This window comes from Parablautia sp. Marseille-Q6255 (assembly GCF_951230155.1).
Taxonomy (GTDB): domain Bacteria; phylum Bacillota; class Clostridia; order Lachnospirales; family Lachnospiraceae; genus Choladousia.
On record NZ_CATNVD010000007.1, the window covers coordinates 145,746 to 169,864 of the forward strand.

Below are 24,119 nucleotides of genomic sequence, written 5' to 3' on the forward strand. Positions count from 1 at the left end.
CCTTTCGGATGATTTTCCTTCGAAAACTAAGATGTTTTCTGCGGAAAACACACCGAAAATCCACCGGAATCAGTATTTTGCACCATCCCCTTTTGTTTTGATATACTATCTTTTCTAAGTTAAAAATCGCCTGTTTTAACACTCAAAAATTCTCCAGCACAAGGTCATCTTCCTCACACTGCACCGTGCTCCGGTAAAACATCTCTGCCACACGCGTAAGATACCACGTATCCTTCACGCCAGCCGTCTCATACGGCGAATGCATCGCAAGCTGCGCCAGACCGATATCTACGCACCGGAGCGATACCTGTGTATTGGAGATATTTCCAAGCGTTGAGCCTCCTGCAATATCCGAACGGTTCGTGTAGACCTGACAGGGTACCTCTGCGAGCGAGCAAAGCTGCTTAAACACTGCACCGCTTACTGCATCTGTCGTATATTTCTGATTTGCATTATATTTGATCACAATTCCATGGTTCATCTGCGGTCTATTTACCGGATCCGCCATCTCCGGATGATTTGGATGCACTGCATGTGCATTGTCACAGGAAATCATGAAGCTGTCTGAAAGCGCCGCCCGATATTCTGCCTGCGATCTCCCCAGACTTTCATTGATACGTAAAAGCGTATCCTGTAAAAATGTAGATGCCGCTCCCTGTCTTGAAACGCTTCCTGTTTCTTCATTATCAAATGCACAGAAAACACAAATATGTTTTTTATCCTTCTCCTCTGCTGCGAGAAATCCCTGCAAAGACGCGTACATACACTGCAGATCATCCAGCCGCGGAGCAGAAAGGAACTCATTTCTGCTGCCCCAGATACTGCCTTTTTGACGATTGTACAAAAACAGATCCATTCCCAGCAGCTCTTCTTCCAAAACGCCGGCTTCGTCCGCGATCATCTTCACAAACGTACCCTTTGCTGTCTCATCGCCAAATATCGGGCACATATCCGTCTGTGCATTATACTTCATCCCGTCATTTGCGTCGCGATTCATATGGATCGCCACATTCGGAAGCATCAAAATATCCCGGTCCACATTCACAAGGATCTGTTTCAGGCTTCCATCTTTCCTCGCCACCACACGTCCTGCCACTGAGAGCGGACGGTCAAACCACGGAGCGCAAAGCATCCCTCCATACTTTTCTACATTCAGTTTTGTGTATTTTTTATCTGCCTCTATTTCAGGATTCTCCTTCACCTTAAAGGAGGGTGAATCCGTATGGCTGCACATCAACTGAAAACTGGAAAACGGCTCCTCGGGAATGCGAAATGCAATAAGCGAGGACGCATTGCGCGTCACATAATAGTTGCCGCCAGGTATCAGCTCCCATCTTTTATTCTCCAGCAGCCGGACAAATCCATTCTGCTCCAGCATACTGGCAGTATTCTTCACCGCCTGAAAACAGCTTGGACTTTTTTCAATAAAATCAAGAAGTCCCTTTGCACTTTCTAAACTTTTCTGCATATTCTCTCTCCCTCAGCTTAATACTCTTTGACCTCATCCACAGGCAGTCCGTCATACGTCAGACCTAATTTATCTGCTTCTTCTGCATTCCAGTACAAGATACCATCCTCATATGCAGCGACACAGCCCTGCTCTACCTGCGCGCTGTCCATACCGAGAACCGGAATCCCCACTTCATCAGCATACGCCCGGACTGTCTGGATCAGACCCGTTACCATTTCATCCTCCATGCAGAAAATCGCATCTACATTTCCTGCCATTTCCGAAACAATAAGATCAATATCTACTTCTGCCTCGATCGTATCTGTGACAAGCCCAATTCCATATTCAGAAGCAAGCTGCGTATACTCCTGGATCTGCGCTTTTGCATCCTGATTCGTTTCAGAATAAATAATACCGACGCTTTGCATCTGCGGTGAAAATTCTTTTGCCAGCTCAAACTGTGCCTGCACTGCATTTTCCCACTTTACATCCTCCTCAGATGCCAGCTGTTCGGATTCCGACTCTTCAGATTCCGGCTGTGCTTCTGACTGAGCCTCGCTCTCTGTCTCGGTTTCTGTCTGCGCTTCGCTCTCTGTCTCAGATTCTGACTGCATCTCGCTCTCTGTCTCAGATTCTGACTGCGTTTCTGACTGCATCTCGCTCTCTGTCTCAGATTCCGACTGCGTTTCTGACTGCATCTCGCTCTCTGTCTCAGATTCCGACTGCGTTTCTGACTGTATCTCGCTCTCTGTCTCGGTTTCTGTCTGCGCTTCCCCATTTATCAGTCTTTCTTTCGCGCTCATGTCCTCAGCGCCGATGCTTTCCAGAAATTCAGACTTCACATAAGCATTCACAGACTCATTGGCCTGTGTATAACGGATTTCAGACCATCCATTCTTTTCAGAAATAACGATAACGGTCTCACCTGCCGCAAATTTACCGATTTTTTCAGAGTCCATGGATGCCTCTGCTCTTATATTGATCGTCTCTTTTACCGTACATACTGCACTCGCGTCGCTTAAATACTCTGCCTTTATGTAACCCTCAGCAAAGCCTTCGTCTGTCTCATAACGAACATGGATCCAGCCTGTCTGCTCAGATAAAGCAAGTACATGCATACCCGGTGTAAGCAGCGCCTGAATATCTGCCTGCTCGGATGCTGCTTTTCTTACATTCACTCGATCATTTACATATTTAAGCTCCTGCGTAAACTCATCTTGCGCCTCACTCTGCGCTTTGGCTTCTGTTTCAGATTCCGGCTCAGTCTCCGTCTGTGCCTGCGTCTCGCTCTCTGCTGCGGTTTCTGTCTGTGTTTCCGGCTGCGTCTCGCTCTCTGCCTCGGTTTCTGTCTGCGTCTCTGGCTGTGTCTCGCTCTCTGCCTCAGTTTCTGTTTGTGTTTCCGGCTGTGTCTCGCTCTCTGCCTCGGTTTCTGTCTGTGTTTCCGGCTGCGTCTCGCTCTCTGCCTCGGTTTCTGTCTGTGTTTCCGGCTGCGTCTCGCTCTCTGCCTCGGTCGCCGTCTGCGCCTGGGGCTCGCTTTGCTCCTGCGTTACTTTCTGTGTCTCGCTTTGTTCCTGAGATTCACTTACTTTCTGCGTCTCACTTTGTGTCTGAGATTCGCTTACTTTCTGCGTCTCAGACGATACCTGTGTTTCCCGCTCGCTTTCTGGCTTCTTCTTCGGCTTTGATGGTTTTTTATCTTTCCTGCCTGCAGGTGAAGAGGAATTTTTATCACCCGTCTCCGTTTCTGTATCCGAGCCGGCTGTAGTCTCTTCCTCTGTCTCTTCTTCCCCCGGTTTTTGTACTGTTACGGATGTCTGTGACTCTGTCTGCGCTTCTGTCTGTGTCTCCGACTCCGGTTCTGTGAATGTCTCCGGCGGTGCAGGCTCCGTCTGCGTTTCTGCTGACAGATCCAGTTCCAGCTCCTGTGCGCCCGTCTCTGTTTCTGATAATTCAGATCCTGTGCTATCCTCTGACATGACTTCCATATCAGAGATCACCAGTGTTTCCGGCTCCTCCTCTTTCTGTGAAGAACAGCCCGTCACTGCTGACATCACCATCGCTGCTCCGGCTAAAGCTAAGATTTTCTTATATTTCATAAGCCCTCCTCCTTACGGGTTATTTATGCAGAAAGCGCCTCAGAAACTGAGGCGCCCACACTGACTTTTTCACTCTTTTACATCTTTCATGCTGAAGCTCATTCTTCCCATCTTGTCTTTTCCAAGGCAAACTACCTTCACCTTATCGCCAAGGGTAAGTACGTCCTCCACGCGGTTGATTCTCTCTTTTGCAATTTTAGAAATGTGGACCATTCCCTCTTTGCCCGGTGCGAACTCAACAAAAGCACCGAATTCCTTAATGCTGACAACTTCTCCTGTAAACACCTGACCTGCTTCAAAATCTGTGACAATGATGCTGATCATCTGTGCTGCCTTATCCATCATCGCCTGATCTGTACCGCAGATAGATACTGCTCCATCGTCTGTAATGTCGATCTTCACGCCTGTGCGCTCAATAATCGTATTGATCGTCTTTCCGCGCTGTCCTACTACGTCACCGATCTTCTGCGGATCGATCTGCATGGAGATGATCTTCGGCGCGTATTTTCCTACTGTCGGTCTCGGCTCAGAAATGCACGGCATCATGATATCATTGAGGATATACATTCTTGCCTCGCGTGTTCTCGCGATTGCTTCCTCTACGATCGGCCTTGTCAGTCCGTGGATCTTAATGTCCATCTGGATCGCTGTGATACCGTCAACTGTACCAGCCACCTTGAAGTCCATATCGCCAAAGAAATCCTCAAGTCCCTGAATATCTGTCAGAACAATATAGTCGTCATCTGTCTCGCCTGTCACCAGTCCGCAGGAAATACCGGCTACCATCTTTTTGATCGGTACGCCTGCTGCCATTAAGGACATCGTAGACGCACAGATACTTGCCTGTGAAGTAGATCCATTTGACTCAAATGTCTCAGATACCGTACGGATCGCATACGGGAATTCTTCTTCTGACGGAAGCACCGGAACAAGCGCTTTCTCAGCCAGAGCACCATGTCCGATCTCACGGCGTCCCGGTCCGCGGCTGACTTTCGTCTCGCCAACAGAATAAGACGGGAAATTATAATGATGCATGTATCTCTTGCTTGTAATATTCTCATCCAGTCCGTCTACCTTCTGCATCTCAGAAAGCGGAGCAAGTGTCGTGATCGTGCAGATCTGTGTCTGACCACGCGTAAACATTGCGGAGCCATGTACTCTCGGGATAAGATCTACCTCAGCGGCAAGCGGGCGGATCTGTGTGATCGCACGGCCATCCGGACGCTTGTGATCCTTCAGGATCATCTTGCGGACAGTCTTTTTCTGATACTGGTAAATTGCTTCCGGAAGCAGCGCCAGCCACTCCTCATTCTCAGCAAATGCTTCCTCAAGCTTTGCTGTCACCTGACGGATATTCTCCTCGCGCACCTGCTTTACGTCAGTAAATACTGCTTCTTCCATCTCAGCCGGCGTAACGACCTTCTTGATCGCCTCAAACAGCTCTTCCGGGATCGCACAGCTCTCATATGCGTGCTTCGGCTTGCCTACCTCAGCCATCATTTTCTTAATAAACTCAATGATCTCCAGATTGATCGCATGACACTTGTAAATAGCGTCAAGCATCACTTCCTCTTTTACCTCATTTGCGCCTGCCTCGATCATAATGACCTTCTCGCCTGTAGAAGCGACTGTAAGCTGCAGGTCACCGTCATCCCACTGCTTCTGGGACGGATTGACGATCAGCTCTCCGTCTACCAGACCCATCTGCGTCATCGCGCACGGACCGTCAAACGGAATATCAGAAATCGCTGTAGAGATAGCCGCTCCGAGCATAGCTGTAAGCTCCGGACGGCACTGCGGATCAACCGACATAACCATGTTGTTGAGGGTTACGTCATTTCTGTAATCCTTCGGAAAAAGCGGACGCATAGGACGGTCGATCACGCGGGACGTAAGGACTGCATTCTCCGATGCCTTTCCTTCTCTTTTATTGAAGCCTCCCGGAATCTTTCCGACAGAGTAGAACTTCTCCTCATACTCTACGCTGAGCGGGAAAAAATCGATCCCGTCTCTTGGCTTCTCAGAAGCCGTAGCAGTAGAGAGGACTGTAGTCTCTCCATAATGCATCAGCGCGCATCCATTTGCCTGAGCGCCCACACGACCTACGTCAACAGTGAGCGTTCTTCCTGCAAGTTCCATAGAAAAACTCTTATACATATTCTTTCTCCTTTTCTGATGTCTCATCACCGAATGAAACACAGCCGGATTCTGCAAAACTCCGAAACTACTGAAAAAAAGACCGATGCTCCTGTACCTCGAGCCTCCCATCTGCTTTTCAGTGGTCTCGGTGCATGTCCTGCAGTATCGCCTGTGTCAAACTGTAACTGCAAAGCAAGGGCGGAATCACTTCCGCCCTCTGTTTTATTATTTTCTGATTCCAAGTTTTGCAATCAGCTCACGGTATCCGTCAAGATTTGTCTTCTTCAGGTATGCGAGAAGTCCACGTCTCTGACCTACCATCTTCAGCAGACCTCTTCTGGAATGATGATCCTTCGGATGTGTCTTCAGATGCTCTGTCAGCTCCTGGATTCTTGCTGTAAGAACTGCGATCTGTACCTCCGGTGAACCTGTGTCGCCCGGTGTTCTTGCATACTCGTTGATGATTGCTGTTTTCTTCTCTTTAGAAATCATAATAAATCCTCCTGTTTTCTGATCGCCTGCTACCAAGCCAGTGGTCGGAGACTCCATACTGCTGGGTGGCGGCTGAATTTCATACCTGTTCAATATAACATACGTTCCCGGTTCCGTCAACAAAAAAGTAAGCTAAATCTCTACCCTGGCTGCATACAGCAAAAACAACGCACAGCCTGCCAGGATCAGTACGACTCCGCTGATCCCGAAAAGCTCTGCGATCAGCTTTCTTTTGTCACGCGATGCAATGCGAAACTGCTCCGGTCTGGCCGGATTATAACAAAGCGTCACCCTCTGATGCATACGGTACGGACACGGGTAGGTATCTGCGGTATCTTTTACCTTTACGGGACGCCCATCCGCAAAGAATTCAAATACTGCCACCTGATTGTTGCGAAATTCTGTTTGCGGTGCATCTGCGCTGCGCGGTCTTGTGATAATATCTACCACCTCCGCCTGCACGCGTCTCGCATAAGGGTCCTTTCTGCCGGAAATATACTTAAGTATCACGCCCGTAAGCGCGCTGACAAACCCCATAACAAATAGCAGACAGCTCACTCCCCACAGACTGTCATACATGGAAATACTCCTTTCCTGCCAGCAGGTCGCTGCTCATCTGTTCTTTCAGCTTTTCCACTGAAGCGAATTTCTGCTCCGGGCGCCGAAACTTCAGCAGACTGACCTGCGCCTCACATCCATATACTTCTTCACTCATACCATATAAATACGTCTCTACACCAAGAAACGTACCATCTACCGTCGGTTTATAACCGATATTCGTAACGCCGCAGTATACCCTTCCATTCAGTGCCGTATGACTGAAATAAACGCCCTGCGGCGGAAGAAGCTTGCGCGGCTCGGGAACCAGATTGATCGTAGGCATGCCGATCCGGCGCCCGAGCTGCTTTCCATGGCAGATGATTCCCTCCACCGGATAAGGACTGCCCAGGAGCTTGCCGACCAGCTCCATGTCTGCCCTGGCAAGCGCCTCCCGCACATAGGTGCTGCTGATGTCCCGTTTTCCGTAACACTCTTTTTCAACAATTTCAACGGTATAGCCATACTTTTTGCCAAACGCGGCAAGCATTTTCGCATCACCTGTCCGGTCCTTTCCAAACCGGAAATCTGTCCCCACCACAATGTGCTCTGTCTTCAGCCGCCTGATAAGGATCTCCTCTATAAAGGTCTGCGGCTCCATCCCAAGTATCTCCGGGACAAACGGACACCGGATCATACAGTCCATGCCGTACTGCTCCAGCCTTTTTCTCTTTTCCTCAGCAGTCAGAAGCACTGGCACCTGATCCGGCGCGATCGTGAACACAACGGATCTGCAGTCCGGTCTGCGATATGCCTGGACACGCCGGATCAGCTTCTGATGCCCGCGATGCAGACCGTCAAATTTGCCCAGAGTGACTACGCTTGGAACATCCATGTGAAACTGTGCGATCTGATCCATATATTTCATCTGTCTCTTTCGTCAGCTCCTTCTTTTGCAGCGGCTGCTCCGCTGCCGTATGATCTTACAGAAACATCTTTACTGCTCTGTAGCTGTCTTTTTCCGCTTTCCATTCATATACTGCAAGAAACCTGCCATCCTGGCTGTACAGTCTTATCTGCATGCCGTCCTGCGGCCGGTTCTCACCCTCCAAAGCTAAAGCTCCCCTGCCAAGCGGATTTCCGTTTTGTACCAGACGCAGCGCTTTTTCTAAAAGTACTGCTTTGGGAAGCTGGAGAAACACAGAGTCTGTACTTCGGATGATCTCCTCCAGTCTTCCTTCATCCCGATATTGTTCGATCGCCGCAAGCGTCACACTTTCCTCCTCCAGAAACGGACCGACACGCGTGCGAAGAAGCGTTTTCATACATCCGCCGCAGCCAAGTGCTGCTCCAATATCATGGCACAGGGTGCGGATATAGGTGCCCTTCGAGCATTCAACCGAAAACTCTACCTCTGGCAGATCGATTCTTTCGATCTCTATCCGGCTTACTGTAATCTTCCTTGCTCTGCGCTCCACCTCAACACCCTGACGCGCAAGCTCATAGAGCTTTTTTCCATTTACCTTCAGTGCCGAATACATCGGCGGGATCTGCTCCTGTTCCCCTGTAAACCGGCTGATACATGCACGCACCTCTTCCGGTGAGCAGGTAACCTCCGCCTTTGAGAGGATTTCCCCTGTCATGTCCTGCGTATCCGTCACTGTGCCGAGCATAAGCACCGCCCGGTATTCCTTTGTCTTATCTGCAAGAAGCTCGCAGACCTTCGTCGCCCTTCCAAGACAAACCGGAAGCACGCCCTGCGCCTCCGGATCCAGTGTCCCTGTATGACCAATTTTTTTCTGTTTCAAGATTCCCCGCAGCTTTGCCACTACATCATGAGAAGTAAAGCCGCGTTCTTTGTATACATTAATAATGCCGTCAATCAAGATTTTCCACCTTTTGCAGCTGCTGCTCGATATGCAGCGTAATATTATTTACCACATCATAAATGCTTCCCTGCATTGCGCACCCTGCGGCACGTACATGCCCGCCGCCGCCAAAATATCCGGCCACAACGCTCACATCTACACATTCCTTAGAGCGCAGACTCACCTTATACTCACGCGGAGCAGTCTCGTAGATAAAGATCGCTACTTCTACTCCCGCCGTGCTCATCAGCACCTGTACGATCCCGTCAAGGTCTGACGGTTCTACGCCGTAAAACTCCATATCCTTTTGCCGGACTGCGCTAAAGATCACCTTCTTATCCATCACCAGAATACTTTCCAGAAGCGCTCTTCCCAGAATCTGATTCTGATGATACGTCTTCTCATAAAAAGTATGGTTGATAATTTTAGAACAGTTGATCCCCTTTCGCATCAGCTTCGCCGCAATCTCCATTGTCTCCGGCGAGGTACAGGAATGACGAAATACGCCTGTGTCGTGTACAATGCCCATATACAGGGCTTCTGCACTCTCATACGGAAGTTTTTCTTCATCCAGTATCCCAAATACCAGCTCAGAGGTAGAGCTTGCCTCCGGAACAATATAATTGATCTGTGCAAACCCGCCATTGCTAATATGGTGGTCTATGCAGATTGTTTTTGCCGCCCCCGTACAGTATCCTGCCGCCCTGCCCAGCCGCTTGATATCTGAACAGTCCAGGCCAAAGAACACATCGTACGTTTTCTCCTGCTCAAAATCATGGCAGATCTGAGAAACTCCGGCAAGCATCTGAAAGGCAGCCGGTATCGGTTCAAGATATACGGTCGTCTCAATCTCTGGATAATTCTTTTTCAGATAATGATACAGACCCAGGCATGCCCCCACTGCATCGCCGTCCGGTCTGATGTGCCCTGCTATAGCAACCGACTTCACGCCGTTTAGTTCACCTGCAAGATTAATCATCGAAATCCATCCTCTCCTAAATAGAACAGTTCAGCCATCTGCAAAGTATAATCGCAGTGCGATTCCTGCGGCGCATTTTATTGCGCACGGCCAGACTGTCACCTTAAATAAGCAATATCACTGCTTTTCCTGATCAGAACTGATCACATCATCGATCAGGCGGGACATATTCACCCCATATTCGATCGACTGATCCAATATAAACCGGATCTCCGGTGTGTTGCGCAGATTCACACTGCGCGCAAGCTGGCGGCGGATATACCCCTCTGCACTCTTTAAGCCGGCCAGCGTATCTGCCGCTGCCTTCTCATCCCCCAGAACGGAAATGTACGCCTTACAGGTCTTAAGATCAGGCGCAACCTCAACCGCTACCACTGATGTCATGGGTGCGATCCGCGGATCCTTGATCTCATTTTGTATGATCGTAGACAGCTCCTTTTGAACCTCGCCGTTGATCCTCGTGTTTTTAATACTGTTTTTTCTCATAACGATCGCCGCCTTTTCCTTTCACTTCGTCCTTTTTCCATAGTTCCATGAGCCGTGCCGACCTCGATTTTGCTTCGCTTCTTCTCGGTCGCGGGCATTCGCCCTATAAAATCGCCGTCTGACAAATTCGGCTGCCAGCAGCCAATTTGTCATCCGTCGATTTTGCACGGCTCATTGTTATCGCGGAACTTCTACCATGGTGTAGGCTTCTACGCGGTCTTCTTCTTTGATATCGTTGAATTTTTCAAATACAAGACCACACTCGTAGCCTGCCTTTACTTCTTTTACATCGTCCTTGAAACGCTTCAGGGATGCCACAGCGCCGTCGAAGATCACCTTGTCATCACGCATGATCCTTGCGGAGCAGCCTCTCTGGAATACGCCGTCAAGCACATAGGAGCCTGCGATTGTTCCGACACCGGAAGCCTTGAAGGTCTGGCGTACTTCTGCGTGGCCGATCACCTTTTCTTCAAATACCGGATCGAGCATACCCTTCATTGCAGCCTCCACATCTGCGATCGCATCGTAGATGACACGGTAGAGACGCACGTCTACGCCCTCGCGCTCTGCCGTAGCCTTGGCTGTCGCATCCGGACGCACATTAAATCCTATGATGATCGCATTGGATGCAGATGCCAGCGTGACGTCGGATTCATTGATCGCACCTACTCCTCCGTGGATGATCTTGACAACAACCTCTTCATTTGAAAGCTTCAGGAGGCTCTGCTTTACAGCCTCGACCGAACCCTGTACATCCGCCTTTACGATGATGCCAAGCTCTTTGAGGTTGCCTGCCTGAATCTGAGTGAACAGATCATCCAGCGACATTCTTGCTTTTGTCTCCTCAAGCATCCGCTCTCTGCCCTCACTGATAAAGGTCTCTGCAAAGCTTCTTGCTTCCTTTTCATTGTCCATAGACATAAAGATCTCACCTGCATTCGGCACATCGCTAAACCCAAGGATCTCTACCGGAGTAGATGGCCCTGCCTCTTTTACACGGCGTCCTTTATCATCCATCATAGCTCTGACTTTTCCATAACAGGAGCCTGCTGCGATCGGATCGCCGACATGCAGCGTACCCTTTTGTACCAGAACAGTAGCTACCGGACCCTTGCCCTTGTCAAGCTCGGCCTCGATCACAAGACCTCTTGCCTTTCTCTTCGGGTTTGCTTTCAGCTCGGATACCTCTGCCGTCAGAAGGATCATTTCAAGCAGTGTATCGATACCTTCCTGCGTATGTGCGGACACCGGAACAAAAATAGTGCTTCCGCCCCAGTCCTCCGGTATCAGCTCGTACTCGGACAGCTCCTGTTTTACGCGATCCACGTTTGCACTCGGCTTATCGATCTTGTTGATCGCAACAATGATCTCAATCCCTGCTGCCTTCGCATGGCTGATCGCCTCAACCGTCTGCGGCATCACGCCGTCATCTGCTGCCACAACGAGGATCGCGATATCTGTCGCATTTGCTCCACGCATACGCATTGCTGTGAACGCTTCATGTCCCGGTGTATCGAGGAAGGTGATCTTCTGTCCGCCAACAGATACAACATATGCACCAATGTGCTGTGTGATTCCACCTGCCTCTTTATCAATCACGTGTGTGTTGCGGATCGCATCCAGAAGCGATGTCTTACCATGGTCAACGTGTCCCATAACGCAGACAACCGGTGAACGCGGTACCAGTGTCTCCTGTGCATCGTCTTCTTCTTTGAGAAGCTCCTCGATCACGTTTACCTTTACTTCTTTTTCACAGATACAGTTGAACTCCAGTGCGATCTCCTCTGCCTTGTCGAAATCGACCTCCTGATTCACTGTAACCATTGTCCCCTGAAGGAAGAGCTTCTTAACAACAGCAGACGGCTGCACCTTCATCGCCTCTGCAAGCTCTGAGATCGTCAGACGCTCCGGAAGCGTAATTGTGCGGATCGTCTCTTCCGGCTTCTCTGCCGGCTTTTGCTCCGGCGCTTTTGTATTCTGGTTCTTCTTGAAGCCGTTCTTTCCATTCTGGCGTACATTCTTTTCCATTCTTTCGAGCTTATCACCCTTATCACTGCGGTTTCTGTCCCCGCGCTCTGTACGCTTTCTGCTCTCCTTCTCCAGAGGCTTTGACTCTGCCGGCGCCTTCGGGATATTTACTGAACGGCCTCTGCCGGCGCCTTCACCCTGGTAACGGCCTCCCTGACCACGGTTTCCGCCGTCATTTGAGTAACGGCCTCCCTGGCCACGGTTTCCGCCGTCGTTTGAATAACGGCCTCCCTGGCCACGGTTTCCGCCGTCGTTTGAGTAACGGCCTCCCTGACCACGGTTTCCGCCGTCATTTGAGTAACGGCCTCCCTGGCCGCGGTTTCCGCCGTCATTTGAGTAACGGCCTCCCTGACCGCGGTTCCCGCCGTCGTTTGAATAACGGCCTCCCTGGCCACGGTTGCCACCGTCATTTGAGTAACGGCCTCCTTGGCCACGGTTCCCGCCGTCATTTGAATAACGGCCTCCCTGGCCGCGGTTCCCGCCGTCACCCTGGTAGCGACCTGTCTGGCTGCGGTTTCCGCCATCGCCCTGATAGCGGTTTCCTGACTGAGCCTGCGGTCTTGTCTGTGAGGCAGCCGGAGTCTGTGCCGGTTTTGTCTGCACAGAAGGGATTTCCTGTGCCTTAACTGGCTGCGTCTTTGCTTCTGAGGAAGTCTTCTGGACTTCTGTCTGCTGCTTTGCCTGTACCTGTACCGTAACCTGCTCCGCAGTCTTTACCTGGGAAGGCTGTGCCGTCTGACTGTGCGAACGGCTCTCGGCCGTACTTTGTGCTTTTGTCACAGGCTGCTGTGCTTTCGCGCCTGACTGGCTCTGTGTCCTCGGCTTTGCGCCCTGCGGTCTTGGTCTGCTTCCCGGCTTTACCATACCTGTCTTACTGTTTTGAGGACGGAACACCTGGATAATATTTTTCTTCTTCGGGTGTGTGCCACCTTCTCCTTCAGTTTTTTTAACGGAATCCTTTTCAACCATCTTATCCGGATTCTGCTCCATACGTTCATCCTCCTTTATACTGTCCGGTTTCTGTCTGAATAATACCCGGATTTTTCCTGCATCTGTCTCTTCCACATTACTCATGTGACTCTTCACTTCTACTCCGTTTTTCAACAGAGCCTGAATAATCTCTTTATTTTCTCTGTTCAATTCCTTAGCCAGTTCATGAACTCTGATTTTTGCCATACTCACTACCTCCATCCTTCCTGCTTTCCATCTTTTTCTCTATCGCTCTCGAAAGCCCGCTGTCCATCACCGCCAGGGATGCTCTGAATTCACATCCGATCGCCGCTCCGAGCTCTTCTTTTGTGCCATAGAAAAATGCCGGTACTTCGTAGAAGGTACACATATTCCGGAATTTCTTTTTTGTATTATCTGAAGCCTCTTCCGAAATAATGACAAGACTGGCTTTGCCTGATTTGACTGCATTCTCGGTTTGAAACTCACCGGCTGCAATCTTGCCTGCTTTCTTTGCTATTCCTACCAGCGACAATATACTATCTTTTTTCAATCGCTTCAATCTCCTCCTTCAGCATCCCATACGTCTCTTCTGGGATCCTGCATTTCAACGAACGCTCCAGGCCCTTATTTCTGACTGCTTTTTCAAAACATTCCATTGCACAGCAGACATATGCGCCCCGTCCGTTTTTGCGTCCTGTCGCATCAAGGACGATCTCGCCCTCCGGTGTGCGGATGATCCGCAGCATTTCCCGTTTACTTCTCATCTCCTGACATCCCGTGCACTTACGCAGCGGGATTTTCTTTGTCTGCACTGCCATGTTTACTCCTGTCCGTCCGTTTCCAAATCATCTGCCGGAAAATCTCCGTCCTCAGAATACGCTTCTGCGTCAGTTTCCTCTGAGTATCCGTTTTCCGGATTCTCCTGCGCGTCCGTCTCCTCGTACTCATCGCCGTAATATTCCCCGTCCTCGTAATACTCTTCTTCATCCTCGTAGTAGTCTTCTTCGTATTCCAGAAGATCACCGGATTCTCTTGCCTGTGTCTCGCTCTTGATGTCGATCTTGAATCCCGTCAGACGTGCCGCAAGTCTGGCATTCTGTCCTTCCTTGCCGATCGCCAGTGAGAGCTGATAATCCGGCACGACAACCTTCGCTGTCTTTTCGTCGCCGTCTGCAATAACAGAAATCACCTTTGCCGGACTGAGCGCATTTTCAATCAGAAGCGCCGGATTCTCATCCCAGTTTACGATATCGATCTTCTCTCCGTGCAGCTCATCCACGACTGCGTTGACACGCGAACCGTTCACGCCGACGCATGCGCCTACGGAATCAACATCCGGGTCATTTGACCATACTGCCATTTTTGTCCTGCTGCCCGCCTCACGCGCAATGCTCTTGATCTCAACGATGCCGTCGCGGACCTCTGTCACCTCTGATTCAAACAGACGCTTTACAAATTCAGGATGTGTCCTGGAGACGAGCACCTTCGGTCCTTTCGGCGTATCCTTTACCTCGAGCACGTATACTTTAATACGCTCCGTCGGACGGTACGTCTCTCCCCGGATCATCTCCTCCGCATTCAGCATAGCGTCCACTTTACCCAGATTAATGCTGATATTGCGGCCAACATAGCGCTGCACAACGCCTGTCACGATATCCTTTTCCTTCTCATAATACTCATTATAAAGTACCTTGCGCTCCTCCTCGCGTATCTTCTGAAGAATCACATTTTTCGCATTCTGAGTTGCAATACGTCCAAATTCTTTTGACTTGATGTCCACACGTACGATGTCGCCGAGCTCATATCTGGAATCCTTCAGCTTCGCATTTGTCAGGCTGATCTGTGTCAGCTCGTCTTCTACCTTTTCCACGACCGTCTTCTCGGCATACACCTCAAATTCGCACGTATTCGGATCGATATTGACTACGACATTATTTGCCTCCGTCTTTCCATAATGATTCTTACATGCCTGCAGCAGAGACTGCTTAATCGCATCCATCAGCGTATCTTTGCTGATATTCTTCTCTTTTTCAAGAATCGTCAGTGCTTCAAACAACTCGTTATTCATGATCGTATCCTCCCTGTTAGAAATCAAATGCGAGCCGCACCAGAGCGATATTCGCGCGGTCAAACTCCATTGTTTCCTGATCTTCCATCTCAATAATTATTTTTTCTTTGTCATACCCCTTCAGGATACCTGTAAATTCCTTCTGATGACTGATCGCACGGTAGGTGCGTACCTCGACCTCTTCACCTATACTGCGTGCAAAATCCTTTTCTTTGCGAAGCGGACGGCCCAGTCCCGGTGAGCTGACTTCAAGAATGTACGCCTCATCTATAAAATCATGTTCATCCAACAGATCGCCAAGCGCCCGGCTGACTACCTCACAGTCATCTACTGTGATCCCTCCCGGCTTATCAATATAGGCACGAAGATACCAGCTGCCGCCTTCTTTTACATACTCCACATCAACCAGCTCAAACTGATGCTGCTCCACGATCGGCAGCAGAAGCTCTTCCGTCTTCTGTTCGTACAGTTCTCTTTTACTCATCCACATTCCTCCAGACTTTGTAACGGTTCAGTACCCTCACTTCACAAATAAGAGTGGACCGCCGGCCCACTCTCATTCAACTAGTAATATTTTATTCTAACTCATCATAGCACTATTCTCCGGCAATTGCAAGCCCTTCTTTTCGTGCTTTTCCACTTACTCCTGCGCAAATGTATTGTTGCAGGTTACCTCCATAACCGTATCCTTGCCAAACTGACCATCATCTCCTTTGTAGACGATCAGCTCATAGCACTTGTCGTACTCCAGCTCATTGACGGTATAATAAGCAAAATCACTGCCCTCATCCCGCTCGGTCGTATATGCCACACCAGCCGCCTCAAGAGCTGCTACCATATCTGTCTCTGGCATTCCGGTCGTGATGCCTCCCGGCAGAGCGCCCTGCGCCTCCAGTGTGTAGCCGCCTACCGTCAGAGTCTCCAGCCAGCAGTTCTGCGGAATTGTAGCATAATCCTCCTGGTTGACTGCGATCTCTCTGATCTCCTGTCCACCCTTGCGAAGCGTTACCCATCCGAAATTGTGGGCTGCGATCTCAGCGTCGCTGTCTGTCTCATCCAGCTCCCAGCCATCTGCGATCAGCACGCTGACCGGAACCGGCACCTCGTATACCGTTCCATCCAAAGAGATCTGGAAGTCATTCAGACTGTCTGAAAGAGCCTCCGGTTTCACATATCCGCTCACCGAAGCCGGCACCTCCGCGCTGATCTCACCCGCATCAAAGCCCTCCGGCTCTACAAAGTTGCGCACCTCGATGTCATTGAGAAATCCAGTCTCATGATCCACATACAGATCCACATAGCTGTAGGAGTCTGTCTCATACGTATATTTTTTGTAAAGATCTCCTTCGTATACATCAGAAGGCGTGCCGTATGCCGCCTCGATCGCCGCTGCATCCGCCTGTCCTCTGACAATACCGCCCGGCAGTACGACCTCATTTGCCGTGACATCCCAGTCAAAGCTGTCGATACTCATACCGCCGATGATGCACTGATCAGCCGGCGCATTGTTCTTTGACAGATTGATCACATATGCCATACATTTTGCTCCGTCTTTTGTAAAATACAGCATATCATACTGCTCAGGCTCCAGCGTAGGCAGTTCAGAATCCTCATTTGTCCAGCCGTATGCTACAAAATCAGAATACATCATCGGAAACTGATAGATCTGATCATCAATCTGGATCTGAAAATCAGACCATTTATCAGAGAGCACTGCCGGCTGCGCTGCTGCGCCTGTCTCCGTCTGCGCTGCTGCTGCATCTGTCTCTGACTGTGCCGCTGCATCTGTCTCTGACTGTGCCGCTGCATTCGTCTCTGACTGTGCCGCTGCATCCGTCTCCGGGGCTGCCGCCTGTGTTTCCTGCACGGCCGCCTGCGTCTCACTCTCCTGCGCAAATGCCGGTGTTGCCGCAAGCATCATTGCCGCGAGCAAAAAAGAAACCTTCTGCATTTTCATATGTAACCTCCATACATTCATCGTAATTTAGCTGCCAGAACAGACATCATGCACTGTGCACAATCCTTCCTCCTGACATCTGGATGATGGTATGCATCATACCATATTTCAGAATCTGTCACAATATTTTTTAATGATTTTTAACAATTTTTTTCTTTTTATCTTCCGATCTCATCACGAGTTTCTTTGAAGCATTTTACAATAAAATCAATATCTTCTTTTGTGTGGCTCGCGCACACCTGCGTACGTATTCTTGCTTTTCCTTTCGGAACAACCGGATAAGAAAAGGCAACTACGTATACGCCCTTTTCCATCATCTTTTTTGCATACGCTACAGCCAGCTTTTCTTCATACAGCATGACCGGTACACAGGGATGGGTGCCTGGGATAATATCAAAACCGTTTTCTGTCAGCTCTTTTCTGTAATATGCCGTGATCTCCTCCAGATGATCGCGCAGCTGCGTACTCTCCTCCAGCATATTGAACATCTCAATACTTGCGCCCGCGATCGCCGGTGCAAGCGAATTGGAGAAAAGATACGGTCTGCTTCTCTGGCGCAGCAGATCGATGATCTCTTTTCTTCCGGAAGTATATCCGCCGGACGCCCCGCCCAGCGCTTTTCCGAGCGTACCTGTGATAATGTCCACACGGCCTTCCACGCCGCAGTACTCCGGAGTCCCTCTGCCGTGCTTTCCGACAAAGCCGACTGCATGACTGTCATCTACCATCACAAGCGCATTGTACTTATCTGCCAGATCGCAGATCCCTTTCAGATTGCAGATAATCCCGTCCATGGAGAATACTCCGTCCGTGGCGATCAGCTTGATCCTTGCGCCTGCCGCATCAGCCGCCTGAAGCTGTGTTTCCAGATCTTCCATATCGTTGTTTTTGTAACGGTAGCGTTTCGCCTTGCACAGACGCACTCCGTCAATGATCGATGCGTGATTCAGTTCATCGCTGATCACCGCGTCCTGCGCGGTAAGAATCGTCTCAAAAAGGCCGCCGTTTGCATCAAAGCAGGAAGAATACAGAATCGTATCGTCTGTGCCGAGGAAGCCTGAAATCTTTGCCTCCAGCTTTTTGTGGATATCCTGTGTACCGCAGATAAAGCGGACGGAAGCTACACCGAAGCCCTTTTCATCGTATGTTCTCTTTGCCGCCTCGATCAGTCTCGGACTGTCTCCCAGCCCAAGGTAGTTGTTCGCGCACATGCACAGAAGCTCTCTTCCATCCTCCATCGTCACACGGGCACCCTGCGGCGAGATAAAGGGCGCCTCACCCTTAAAAAGGCCTGCCTCCCTGATCGACTCTACTTCTTTCGTATAAATATCCAGTATATCATTTTTTCGTGTCATGAGCTGTTCCTCCTTCTCCATCATTGATATGGCTCCAATCCAGAATCACCTTGCCGGACTGCCCGGACATCATTGCCTCAAATCCCTTTTCATAATCTCTGATATCAAAATGATGCGTGATGATGTCTGAAATATCCAGTCCCGCCTGGATCATTGTAGACATCTTGTACCACGTATCCCACACCTTGCGCCCGTATATGCCGCGGATGTTCAGACCATTAAAGATCACCGTCTCCAGATCAAGCACTGCATCCTGACGCTGAAGCCCCAGCAGTGCGATCTTGCCTCCGTGCTTCATATTGTGGATCATATCAGAAAGCCCCATCTGACTCCCGGACATCTCCAGTCCAATATCAAAGCCTTCCGTCATTCCGATCTCCGCCATTACCGCAGAAAGCTTTTCTCTGTTCAGATCCACGGTACGCGTCGCGCCAAGCTTTTTCGCCAGATCAAGCCTGTATTCATTCAGGTCTGTGATCACTACGTGGCGCGCTCCCGCAAACTTCGCAATAGCAGCGGCCATGATCCCGATCGGACCTGCTCCGGTGATCAGCACATCCTCTCCCAGCATATCGTAAGAAAGGGCAGCATGTGTGGCATTTCCAAGCGGATCAAAGATCGCATAAAGCTCCTCCGGGATATTGGGATTGCACGGCCAGACATTCTCCGCCGGAATCACAAGGTACTCCGCAAATGCGCCGTTTCTGTTGACTCCGACGCCCTTCGCATCCTTGCAGTTCTCCTTATGGCCTTCCAGGCAGTTGCGGCACTTTCCACATGTGATGTGCCCCTCACCTGACACCAGATCTCCCGGCCGGAAGCCCTTTACGCCTTCTCCAACCTCCACAACCTCTCCTACGTATTCATGTCCGGCTGTCAGACCGATCGGGATCGTATGCTGTGCCCACGTATTCCACTGATAAATATGTACGTCAGTGCCACAAATAGCAGTCTTGTGGATCTTGATCTTTACATCATTCGGTCCGACCTGCGGAACCGGCATGCGCTTCATCCAAAGCCCCTGCTCCGGCTTTTCCTTTACGAGCGCCCACATCGTATGATTTTCCATTTTTCCGTTCTTCCTTTGCATATATTTTCTGATAACCTGGTGCCTTTATCTTAAAACCATCATAATAGAAAATCATATATTTTTCAACCACTTTTTTCCGTACAGTGCGGACATTTTTTCAAAAACGTATTTTTCTCACGCACATGCACATTTGTTTTTCTGACAAGAGCATTTCCGGATCACATCACATGACCAGTCTTTCCTATGAAGTCGAAGAATTATATATACGTATGTAACCGAAAATGATATAAGTTGATATTACAAGTGCAACTTTTAATTGCATTTGTACCAACGTTCCAAACACCAAATTTATATTCTCCTGCCGGGACAGATAAACTACTTACTGTATAGCCAGAATCATATATTGGTTATTGCTGATATTAGTTATTGGAATATGTGTGGCAGGGACAGGGATACTGGCACTACTTAGTGTGACAGCCCCACTTTCACTTAATAAAGTTCTAATGAATCTTCTGCATCCACCCACATCTGTAAATTGCCATCAAGATATAAAATTGTTCCATATTCTTAACCTCTCAAATTCAAATTTTGTTATTTAGATTTATCCTTGAAAAAGCCAATTAAAATTAAAGCAATACCAAGAATTGCTACTGGAATATAAATAACATTAGGTATATGATAAACAAATCTATCAATTCCAGACATAACAATATAAATAATAATTCCCACACTGATTAAAATGCTTTTATCTTTCATAGTTGGTCTCCTTTACAACTTCAATTTATCTTTATCTGCATTATATCATACTGTTATAAGCAGTATCATTTCTTTTCTGCTTTTGAAAAGTTACTTATCAGCCTATAATTTGTAAAGAGTGTTGTTCAGCATTGCTTACACAACAAGCCCTTGACTAACCACAGACTAATAAGGTTTAGAACAATCAAGCAGAAATGAAATAGTCTGCTGTTTTACGGCATAGAAAAAGACACTCAGTTTCAAGTGTCGTTCTTCCATAACTTTGTATAACTTTCTATAAGTCGTTAAATAAGGCTCTTTCATTTATTGTAATTTCGTTGTAAATTGCTTGATATTTTCTCTTTCAAATCTCTCTAAATGCTGTATTTATGCGGATAATTTGCATTTTAGCACTGTTTTTTTGTATTAAAGACAACAGTCCCTGATATATTGAGCGATTCTGTACTTGTATCTTTATACTGTAAGTTTTCGCTACTATTTCGTATTCCGAATGAATACCATCCATCTGAACTGATTTTAAACACACCAGTTCCTGTGCCGCCAATAGCTGATCCTGCGTTTTCTGTTCCGTCATCTGAAATTAAAATAACCTCGGCAACCAGCCCTGTGCGAAAATATGTAACATGGTACATAATTTCTTCGTCTTTCTGTAAAAAAATTTTATCCACATAAGCTGTGTGTTCTCCTGGTTTCAAATCTGAAAAACCAAAACCAATACCATTTGTTAAATTACATTCTTCATCCTTATTTGCAAATAAGTTACTGCTATAAACAACACTGTTTTCATGTTCTACAGCTGAAACATTGCTATCAAAATTATTCTGCAAACTGCCTAAATAGCTTTCTGTTTCAGACATACGATAAGAATTAATATCAGGAAACAAAATTAAGAATAAAATTTCAATAACAGGTACAAGTAAAAACATTTTATTCATAAGTTCACCTTCTCTCTTAATCCTCATTAAATTATTTTACAATACAGTATCGCCTTTCGTATATCTTTTTCATTGACTCATCTGTAATATCAGATGTATTAATATGTGATTCAAAATTTTTGAGATACAAACAGAAAAAGTAGATGTTATCAATACGAAACCTAAGCTTGCTCATATTTCTAAAAACATGGATGCTTAAAAAAATGACTGTGGTCAAACCACTTGAAATATAATTATCAAAATAAACTCCAGTTCACTTTTACTTACATTTTTTTAATAGTCTGATATTTATTCCTATAAAATACTATAAGACATGTTATGATTTATAATAATATTAAAGCATATAATTTTACATTCGTCAATTATATTTTCAGATTATAATTAGTTTTTCCATATTATATTTGTAATTTGATATAAATATTATATCTGATTTTTGATTATCCGCATAAGCATTATACTTTCAAGTATTTTGAAATATAGAAAAGCACTCATTTTACCACGAATTTACCACAATTAAATGAGCTTTGATATGGCACAAAAATAATATGGGAGATAGCACAAACCACATCTTCAGTTTTTTATTCATTTAATATGATTACTGATTTCAAATTTTAAGATTGCTTTCATCATTTTTGTATGAATTTGACCTTTTTTCATTGGTTCAATTCCTTTCTTTCAATAGTGCTTTTAATTTCTTCAATCCGTTACTTCTTCTACGATAAATAGCAGAACGTGACACATGATATAATTCTGCAATTTCTTGGTCGCTCATGCTTTGAAAATAGCGTAATAGAATAAAGCATTAAATTGTATTCTAACGATATGCTCGAAAGAAGATGTGTTCATAATCTCCCCCCTTTCCGCATACGATGAAATATATAAACGGAAATACCGTCTATACCTTTTGAAATACGGAAAGTGAGCAAGAAAAAAAGTCCGCACAAAACATATTGTCTGTACGAACTTTATGTAGATAGCTTAGTCAAGTGGCATATATTTTTCCAAATATTCCTCAACTGTTTCCATATATTTTTTATATATTTTATTGTCGTTTTGAAGTCCATGACCTGAATGCGAACATTCAAAATATTGGTAATCTATATTGTTTTCCTTATATGCTTTTAATAGTCTTTGCGAAGCTTTGAATGGTTGTACCTTATCATATTTTCCATAAGCAACAACACTCGGAACAGTATCTTCATTTACCCACATGACTGCGGATATTGGTTTTAATTTATCAATATATGAACCATTTTCAATCATGTCAGATGTTAATTTAATTCCACCCATAACTCCGAAAAGTCCAGCACTGCCCTGTCTTGCTTCATCTGTATTTTTATCAAAACCGTAAATCCCCCAGTCTTCTGCATAAAAGCTTGAGGGTCCAACTGCACCAAATAATAGTTTTACAGGTATTGGAGAAATATCAGCATCTCTATAAGCGTAAATCATTGCAAGTGTATGACCAGCAGACCCTCCGGCAATCGCCATTTCGTTGATAGAATATCCATATTTTTTTGCTTCCTCAATTACTCTTGAAATTGCGTTTCTAATTTCGATAGATTGTGTATAGACATTTGCGTCTGGATTTTCTTCACTAAAGAGTGTGTAGTTGATACCAACGGCAACATAGCCTTTTGAGCAAAGCCATGATAGTATTTGTTTGTCATCCGCTTTATCCCCCGAAGTAAAACCACCTGCATGAAGATATACAACCAAACCATAGTTATCTCTTATATTATTCGCAGGCAAATACATATCAAATTTATTTGCCTGATTATCGCCATAAGATAAATCTGTATACAATGTACCTGTTTTCTCTGTAAATTCTATTTCATATTTTTTAGACCATGACGGTTTTAACAAAAACTTTGAGCCTGCTCCTAATACAAAGCAAACAAAAAACATAAGAATACACAAAAATACAAACATTACTTTTCTACCTTTCTTTTTAACCTGTTTCATAGAAAATTACCTCCGAATAATGTACCACCCATAAGCAAATTTAGTATTGCTCTGAATGCCAGTCGCCCTAAAACGAAAGCAATTACTCCTATAATAATCAAAATAAGCATGCGTGATTTTGTTATTTCCATTTTTACTTCCTCCTAATTTAGTTCTTGACGATATTTTTATAATTTTGCTATAATATAGATGATACACTTGTATCATCAAAGATGTAATAAGTGTATCATAAGACTGTTGAACTATTCAACTTTATAACAAAAATGAAACAAAATGAAGGGGATTGTATCGTTATGGATAATAGCGAAAAAAATAAATATGTAAAACAAGAGATTACAAATGCGTTAATTGCTTTATTGAAAGAAAAAGACTTACAAACAATCACAATAAGTGAAATAACATCAAAAGCACAAGTCGGTAGAGTTTCGTTTTACCGAAATTATGCAAGTAAAGAAGATGTTTTGGAACAATACATGCTCTTTATTATCAAAGAATGGGAAAACAAAAATAAATCAACTGATTGTTCTACTGATGTATTGCTTAAAACTCTATTTGAGCACCTCATTGTATACAAGAACTTTTATACCTTACTTTATAAAAAAGGATTGTTTTATCTTTTTAGAAATACCATAAAGCAGACTATGATTAAAGATACTATACTATCTAATGCAGAGGCATACTCTGTTGCTTTTGTATCTTATGGTATTTATGGCTGGATAAAAGAATGGATAGCTCGTGGTATGCAGGAGTCAGCAGAAGAAATTTTTACTTTTTTACAAAATCAATCTGTTATCAGTACAAATTAGCTTTTAACTGTTTTCAAAATTACGATTATCATTGTTGCCATATCAAGAATTTTACGTTGCAATCATTTTTTGTAAATCATATTTTGCGTAAAATAGTCAAGACCACCGGCTTAGCCCAACATCATAAACTTAAGCGGAAATTATTCCTATACCCGTTACTTTTTTAGATATAACAATTATATTTTATAGAAAAAAGTCCATACTTTCTCCAATGGAATTGT

23 protein-coding genes are annotated in these 24,119 nt (G+C 46.4%); 1 reads left to right on the plus strand and 22 read right to left on the minus strand.

Annotated elements, in window-relative coordinates:
- Positions 1-142: 142 nt before the first annotated feature.
- From QOX44_RS06960 to QOX44_RS07065, 22 genes are all read right to left on the minus strand, one after another.
- Positions 143-1,468, minus strand: a complete 1,326-nt coding sequence (locus tag QOX44_RS06960) for a M18 family aminopeptidase (RefSeq protein ID WP_283682287.1) — start codon at positions 1,466-1,468, stop codon at positions 143-145.
- A 17-nt stretch (positions 1,469-1,485) separates the two neighbouring features.
- A complete protein-coding gene (locus tag QOX44_RS06965; RefSeq protein ID WP_283682288.1) occupies positions 1,486-3,546 on the minus strand; it encodes an ABC transporter substrate binding protein in 2,061 nt (686 codons plus the stop codon).
- Between the two features lie 69 nt (positions 3,547-3,615).
- A complete protein-coding gene (locus tag QOX44_RS06970; protein ID WP_283682289.1) occupies positions 3,616-5,703 on the minus strand; it encodes a polyribonucleotide nucleotidyltransferase in 2,088 nt (695 codons plus the stop codon).
- 207 nt (positions 5,704-5,910) lie between these two features.
- Positions 5,911-6,177 (minus strand): 30S ribosomal protein S15, encoded by a 267-nt coding sequence (rpsO, locus tag QOX44_RS06975; RefSeq protein WP_176850356.1) that lies wholly within the window; start codon positions 6,175-6,177, stop codon positions 5,911-5,913.
- Positions 6,178-6,309: 132 nt separating this feature from the next.
- Complete coding sequence (locus QOX44_RS06980) at positions 6,310-6,756, minus strand: DUF3592 domain-containing protein (RefSeq protein WP_283682290.1); 447 nt, start codon at positions 6,754-6,756, stop codon at positions 6,310-6,312.
- Entirely contained in the window at positions 6,749-7,642 is an 894-nt protein-coding gene (gene ribF / locus QOX44_RS06985; RefSeq protein WP_283682291.1) for a riboflavin biosynthesis protein RibF, read from the minus strand. The genes QOX44_RS06980 and ribF overlap by 8 nt, the downstream gene beginning before the upstream one ends.
- Before the next feature lie 55 nt (positions 7,643-7,697).
- Positions 7,698-8,600 carry a tRNA pseudouridine(55) synthase TruB gene (truB, locus tag QOX44_RS06990; protein ID WP_283682292.1) on the minus strand — a complete coding sequence of 301 codons (903 nt, stop codon included), beginning with the start codon at positions 8,598-8,600 and terminating at the stop codon, positions 7,698-7,700.
- Positions 8,593-9,561 carry a DHH family phosphoesterase gene (locus QOX44_RS06995; RefSeq protein WP_283682293.1) on the minus strand — a complete coding sequence of 323 codons (969 nt, stop codon included), beginning with the start codon at positions 9,559-9,561 and terminating at the stop codon, positions 8,593-8,595. Before QOX44_RS06995 ends, truB begins: the two co-directional genes overlap by 8 nt.
- Before the next feature lie 117 nt (positions 9,562-9,678).
- Entirely contained in the window at positions 9,679-10,047 is a 369-nt protein-coding gene (gene rbfA / locus QOX44_RS07000) for a 30S ribosome-binding factor RbfA (protein WP_283682294.1), read from the minus strand.
- A gap of 177 nt (positions 10,048-10,224) precedes the next feature.
- Complete coding sequence (gene infB, locus QOX44_RS07005) at positions 10,225-13,251, minus strand: translation initiation factor IF-2 (RefSeq protein WP_283682295.1); 3,027 nt, start codon at positions 13,249-13,251, stop codon at positions 10,225-10,227.
- Positions 13,229-13,576, minus strand: a complete 348-nt coding sequence (locus QOX44_RS07010) for a L7Ae/L30e/S12e/Gadd45 family ribosomal protein (protein WP_283682296.1) — start codon at positions 13,574-13,576, stop codon at positions 13,229-13,231. Before QOX44_RS07010 ends, infB begins: the two co-directional genes overlap by 23 nt.
- A complete protein-coding gene (gene rnpM, locus QOX44_RS07015; RefSeq protein WP_283682297.1) occupies positions 13,563-13,844 on the minus strand; it encodes an RNase P modulator RnpM in 282 nt (93 codons plus the stop codon). Before rnpM ends, QOX44_RS07010 begins: the two co-directional genes overlap by 14 nt.
- Before the next feature lie 2 nt (positions 13,845-13,846).
- On the minus strand, positions 13,847-15,094 hold the full coding sequence (gene nusA, locus QOX44_RS07020) for a transcription termination factor NusA (protein ID WP_283682298.1): 1,248 nt from the start codon (positions 15,092-15,094) through the stop codon (positions 13,847-13,849).
- A 16-nt stretch (positions 15,095-15,110) separates the two neighbouring features.
- The gene (gene rimP, locus QOX44_RS07025; protein ID WP_283682299.1) at positions 15,111-15,578 is read right to left on the minus strand and encodes a ribosome maturation factor RimP; all 468 of its coding nucleotides are present in this window, start codon (positions 15,576-15,578) and stop codon (positions 15,111-15,113) included.
- A gap of 156 nt (positions 15,579-15,734) precedes the next feature.
- The gene (locus QOX44_RS07030) at positions 15,735-17,051 is read right to left on the minus strand and encodes a hypothetical protein (RefSeq protein WP_283682300.1); all 1,317 of its coding nucleotides are present in this window, start codon (positions 17,049-17,051) and stop codon (positions 15,735-15,737) included.
- Between the two features lie 158 nt (positions 17,052-17,209).
- Complete coding sequence (locus tag QOX44_RS07035) at positions 17,210-18,406, minus strand: glycine C-acetyltransferase (RefSeq protein WP_283682301.1); 1,197 nt, start codon at positions 18,404-18,406, stop codon at positions 17,210-17,212.
- The gene (gene tdh, locus QOX44_RS07040) at positions 18,390-19,475 is read right to left on the minus strand and encodes an L-threonine 3-dehydrogenase (RefSeq protein ID WP_283682302.1); all 1,086 of its coding nucleotides are present in this window, start codon (positions 19,473-19,475) and stop codon (positions 18,390-18,392) included. Before tdh ends, QOX44_RS07035 begins: the two co-directional genes overlap by 17 nt.
- 552 nt (positions 19,476-20,027) lie before the next feature.
- The gene (locus QOX44_RS07045) at positions 20,028-20,192 is read right to left on the minus strand and encodes a hypothetical protein (protein ID WP_016439144.1); all 165 of its coding nucleotides are present in this window, start codon (positions 20,190-20,192) and stop codon (positions 20,028-20,030) included.
- A 386-nt stretch (positions 20,193-20,578) separates the two neighbouring features.
- A complete protein-coding gene (locus QOX44_RS07050; protein WP_283682303.1) occupies positions 20,579-21,127 on the minus strand; it encodes a hypothetical protein in 549 nt (182 codons plus the stop codon).
- A gap of 661 nt (positions 21,128-21,788) precedes the next feature.
- A complete protein-coding gene (locus tag QOX44_RS07055; RefSeq protein WP_442955384.1) occupies positions 21,789-21,923 on the minus strand; it encodes a sigma factor-like helix-turn-helix DNA-binding protein in 135 nt (44 codons plus the stop codon).
- A 182-nt stretch (positions 21,924-22,105) separates the two neighbouring features.
- On the minus strand, positions 22,106-23,092 hold the full coding sequence (locus tag QOX44_RS07060; RefSeq protein ID WP_283682304.1) for an alpha/beta hydrolase: 987 nt from the start codon (positions 23,090-23,092) through the stop codon (positions 22,106-22,108).
- Positions 23,089-23,223, minus strand: a complete 135-nt coding sequence (locus QOX44_RS07065; protein WP_283682305.1) for a hypothetical protein — start codon at positions 23,221-23,223, stop codon at positions 23,089-23,091. The genes QOX44_RS07060 and QOX44_RS07065 overlap by 4 nt, the downstream gene beginning before the upstream one ends.
- Positions 23,224-23,385: 162 nt before the next feature.
- On the opposite strand from QOX44_RS07065, the gene QOX44_RS07070 reads away from it, so the two are divergent.
- Positions 23,386-23,898, plus strand: coding sequence for a TetR/AcrR family transcriptional regulator (locus QOX44_RS07070; RefSeq protein WP_283682306.1), 513 nt, complete (start codon positions 23,386-23,388; stop codon positions 23,896-23,898).
- The last annotated feature ends 221 nt before the right edge of the window (positions 23,899-24,119 follow it).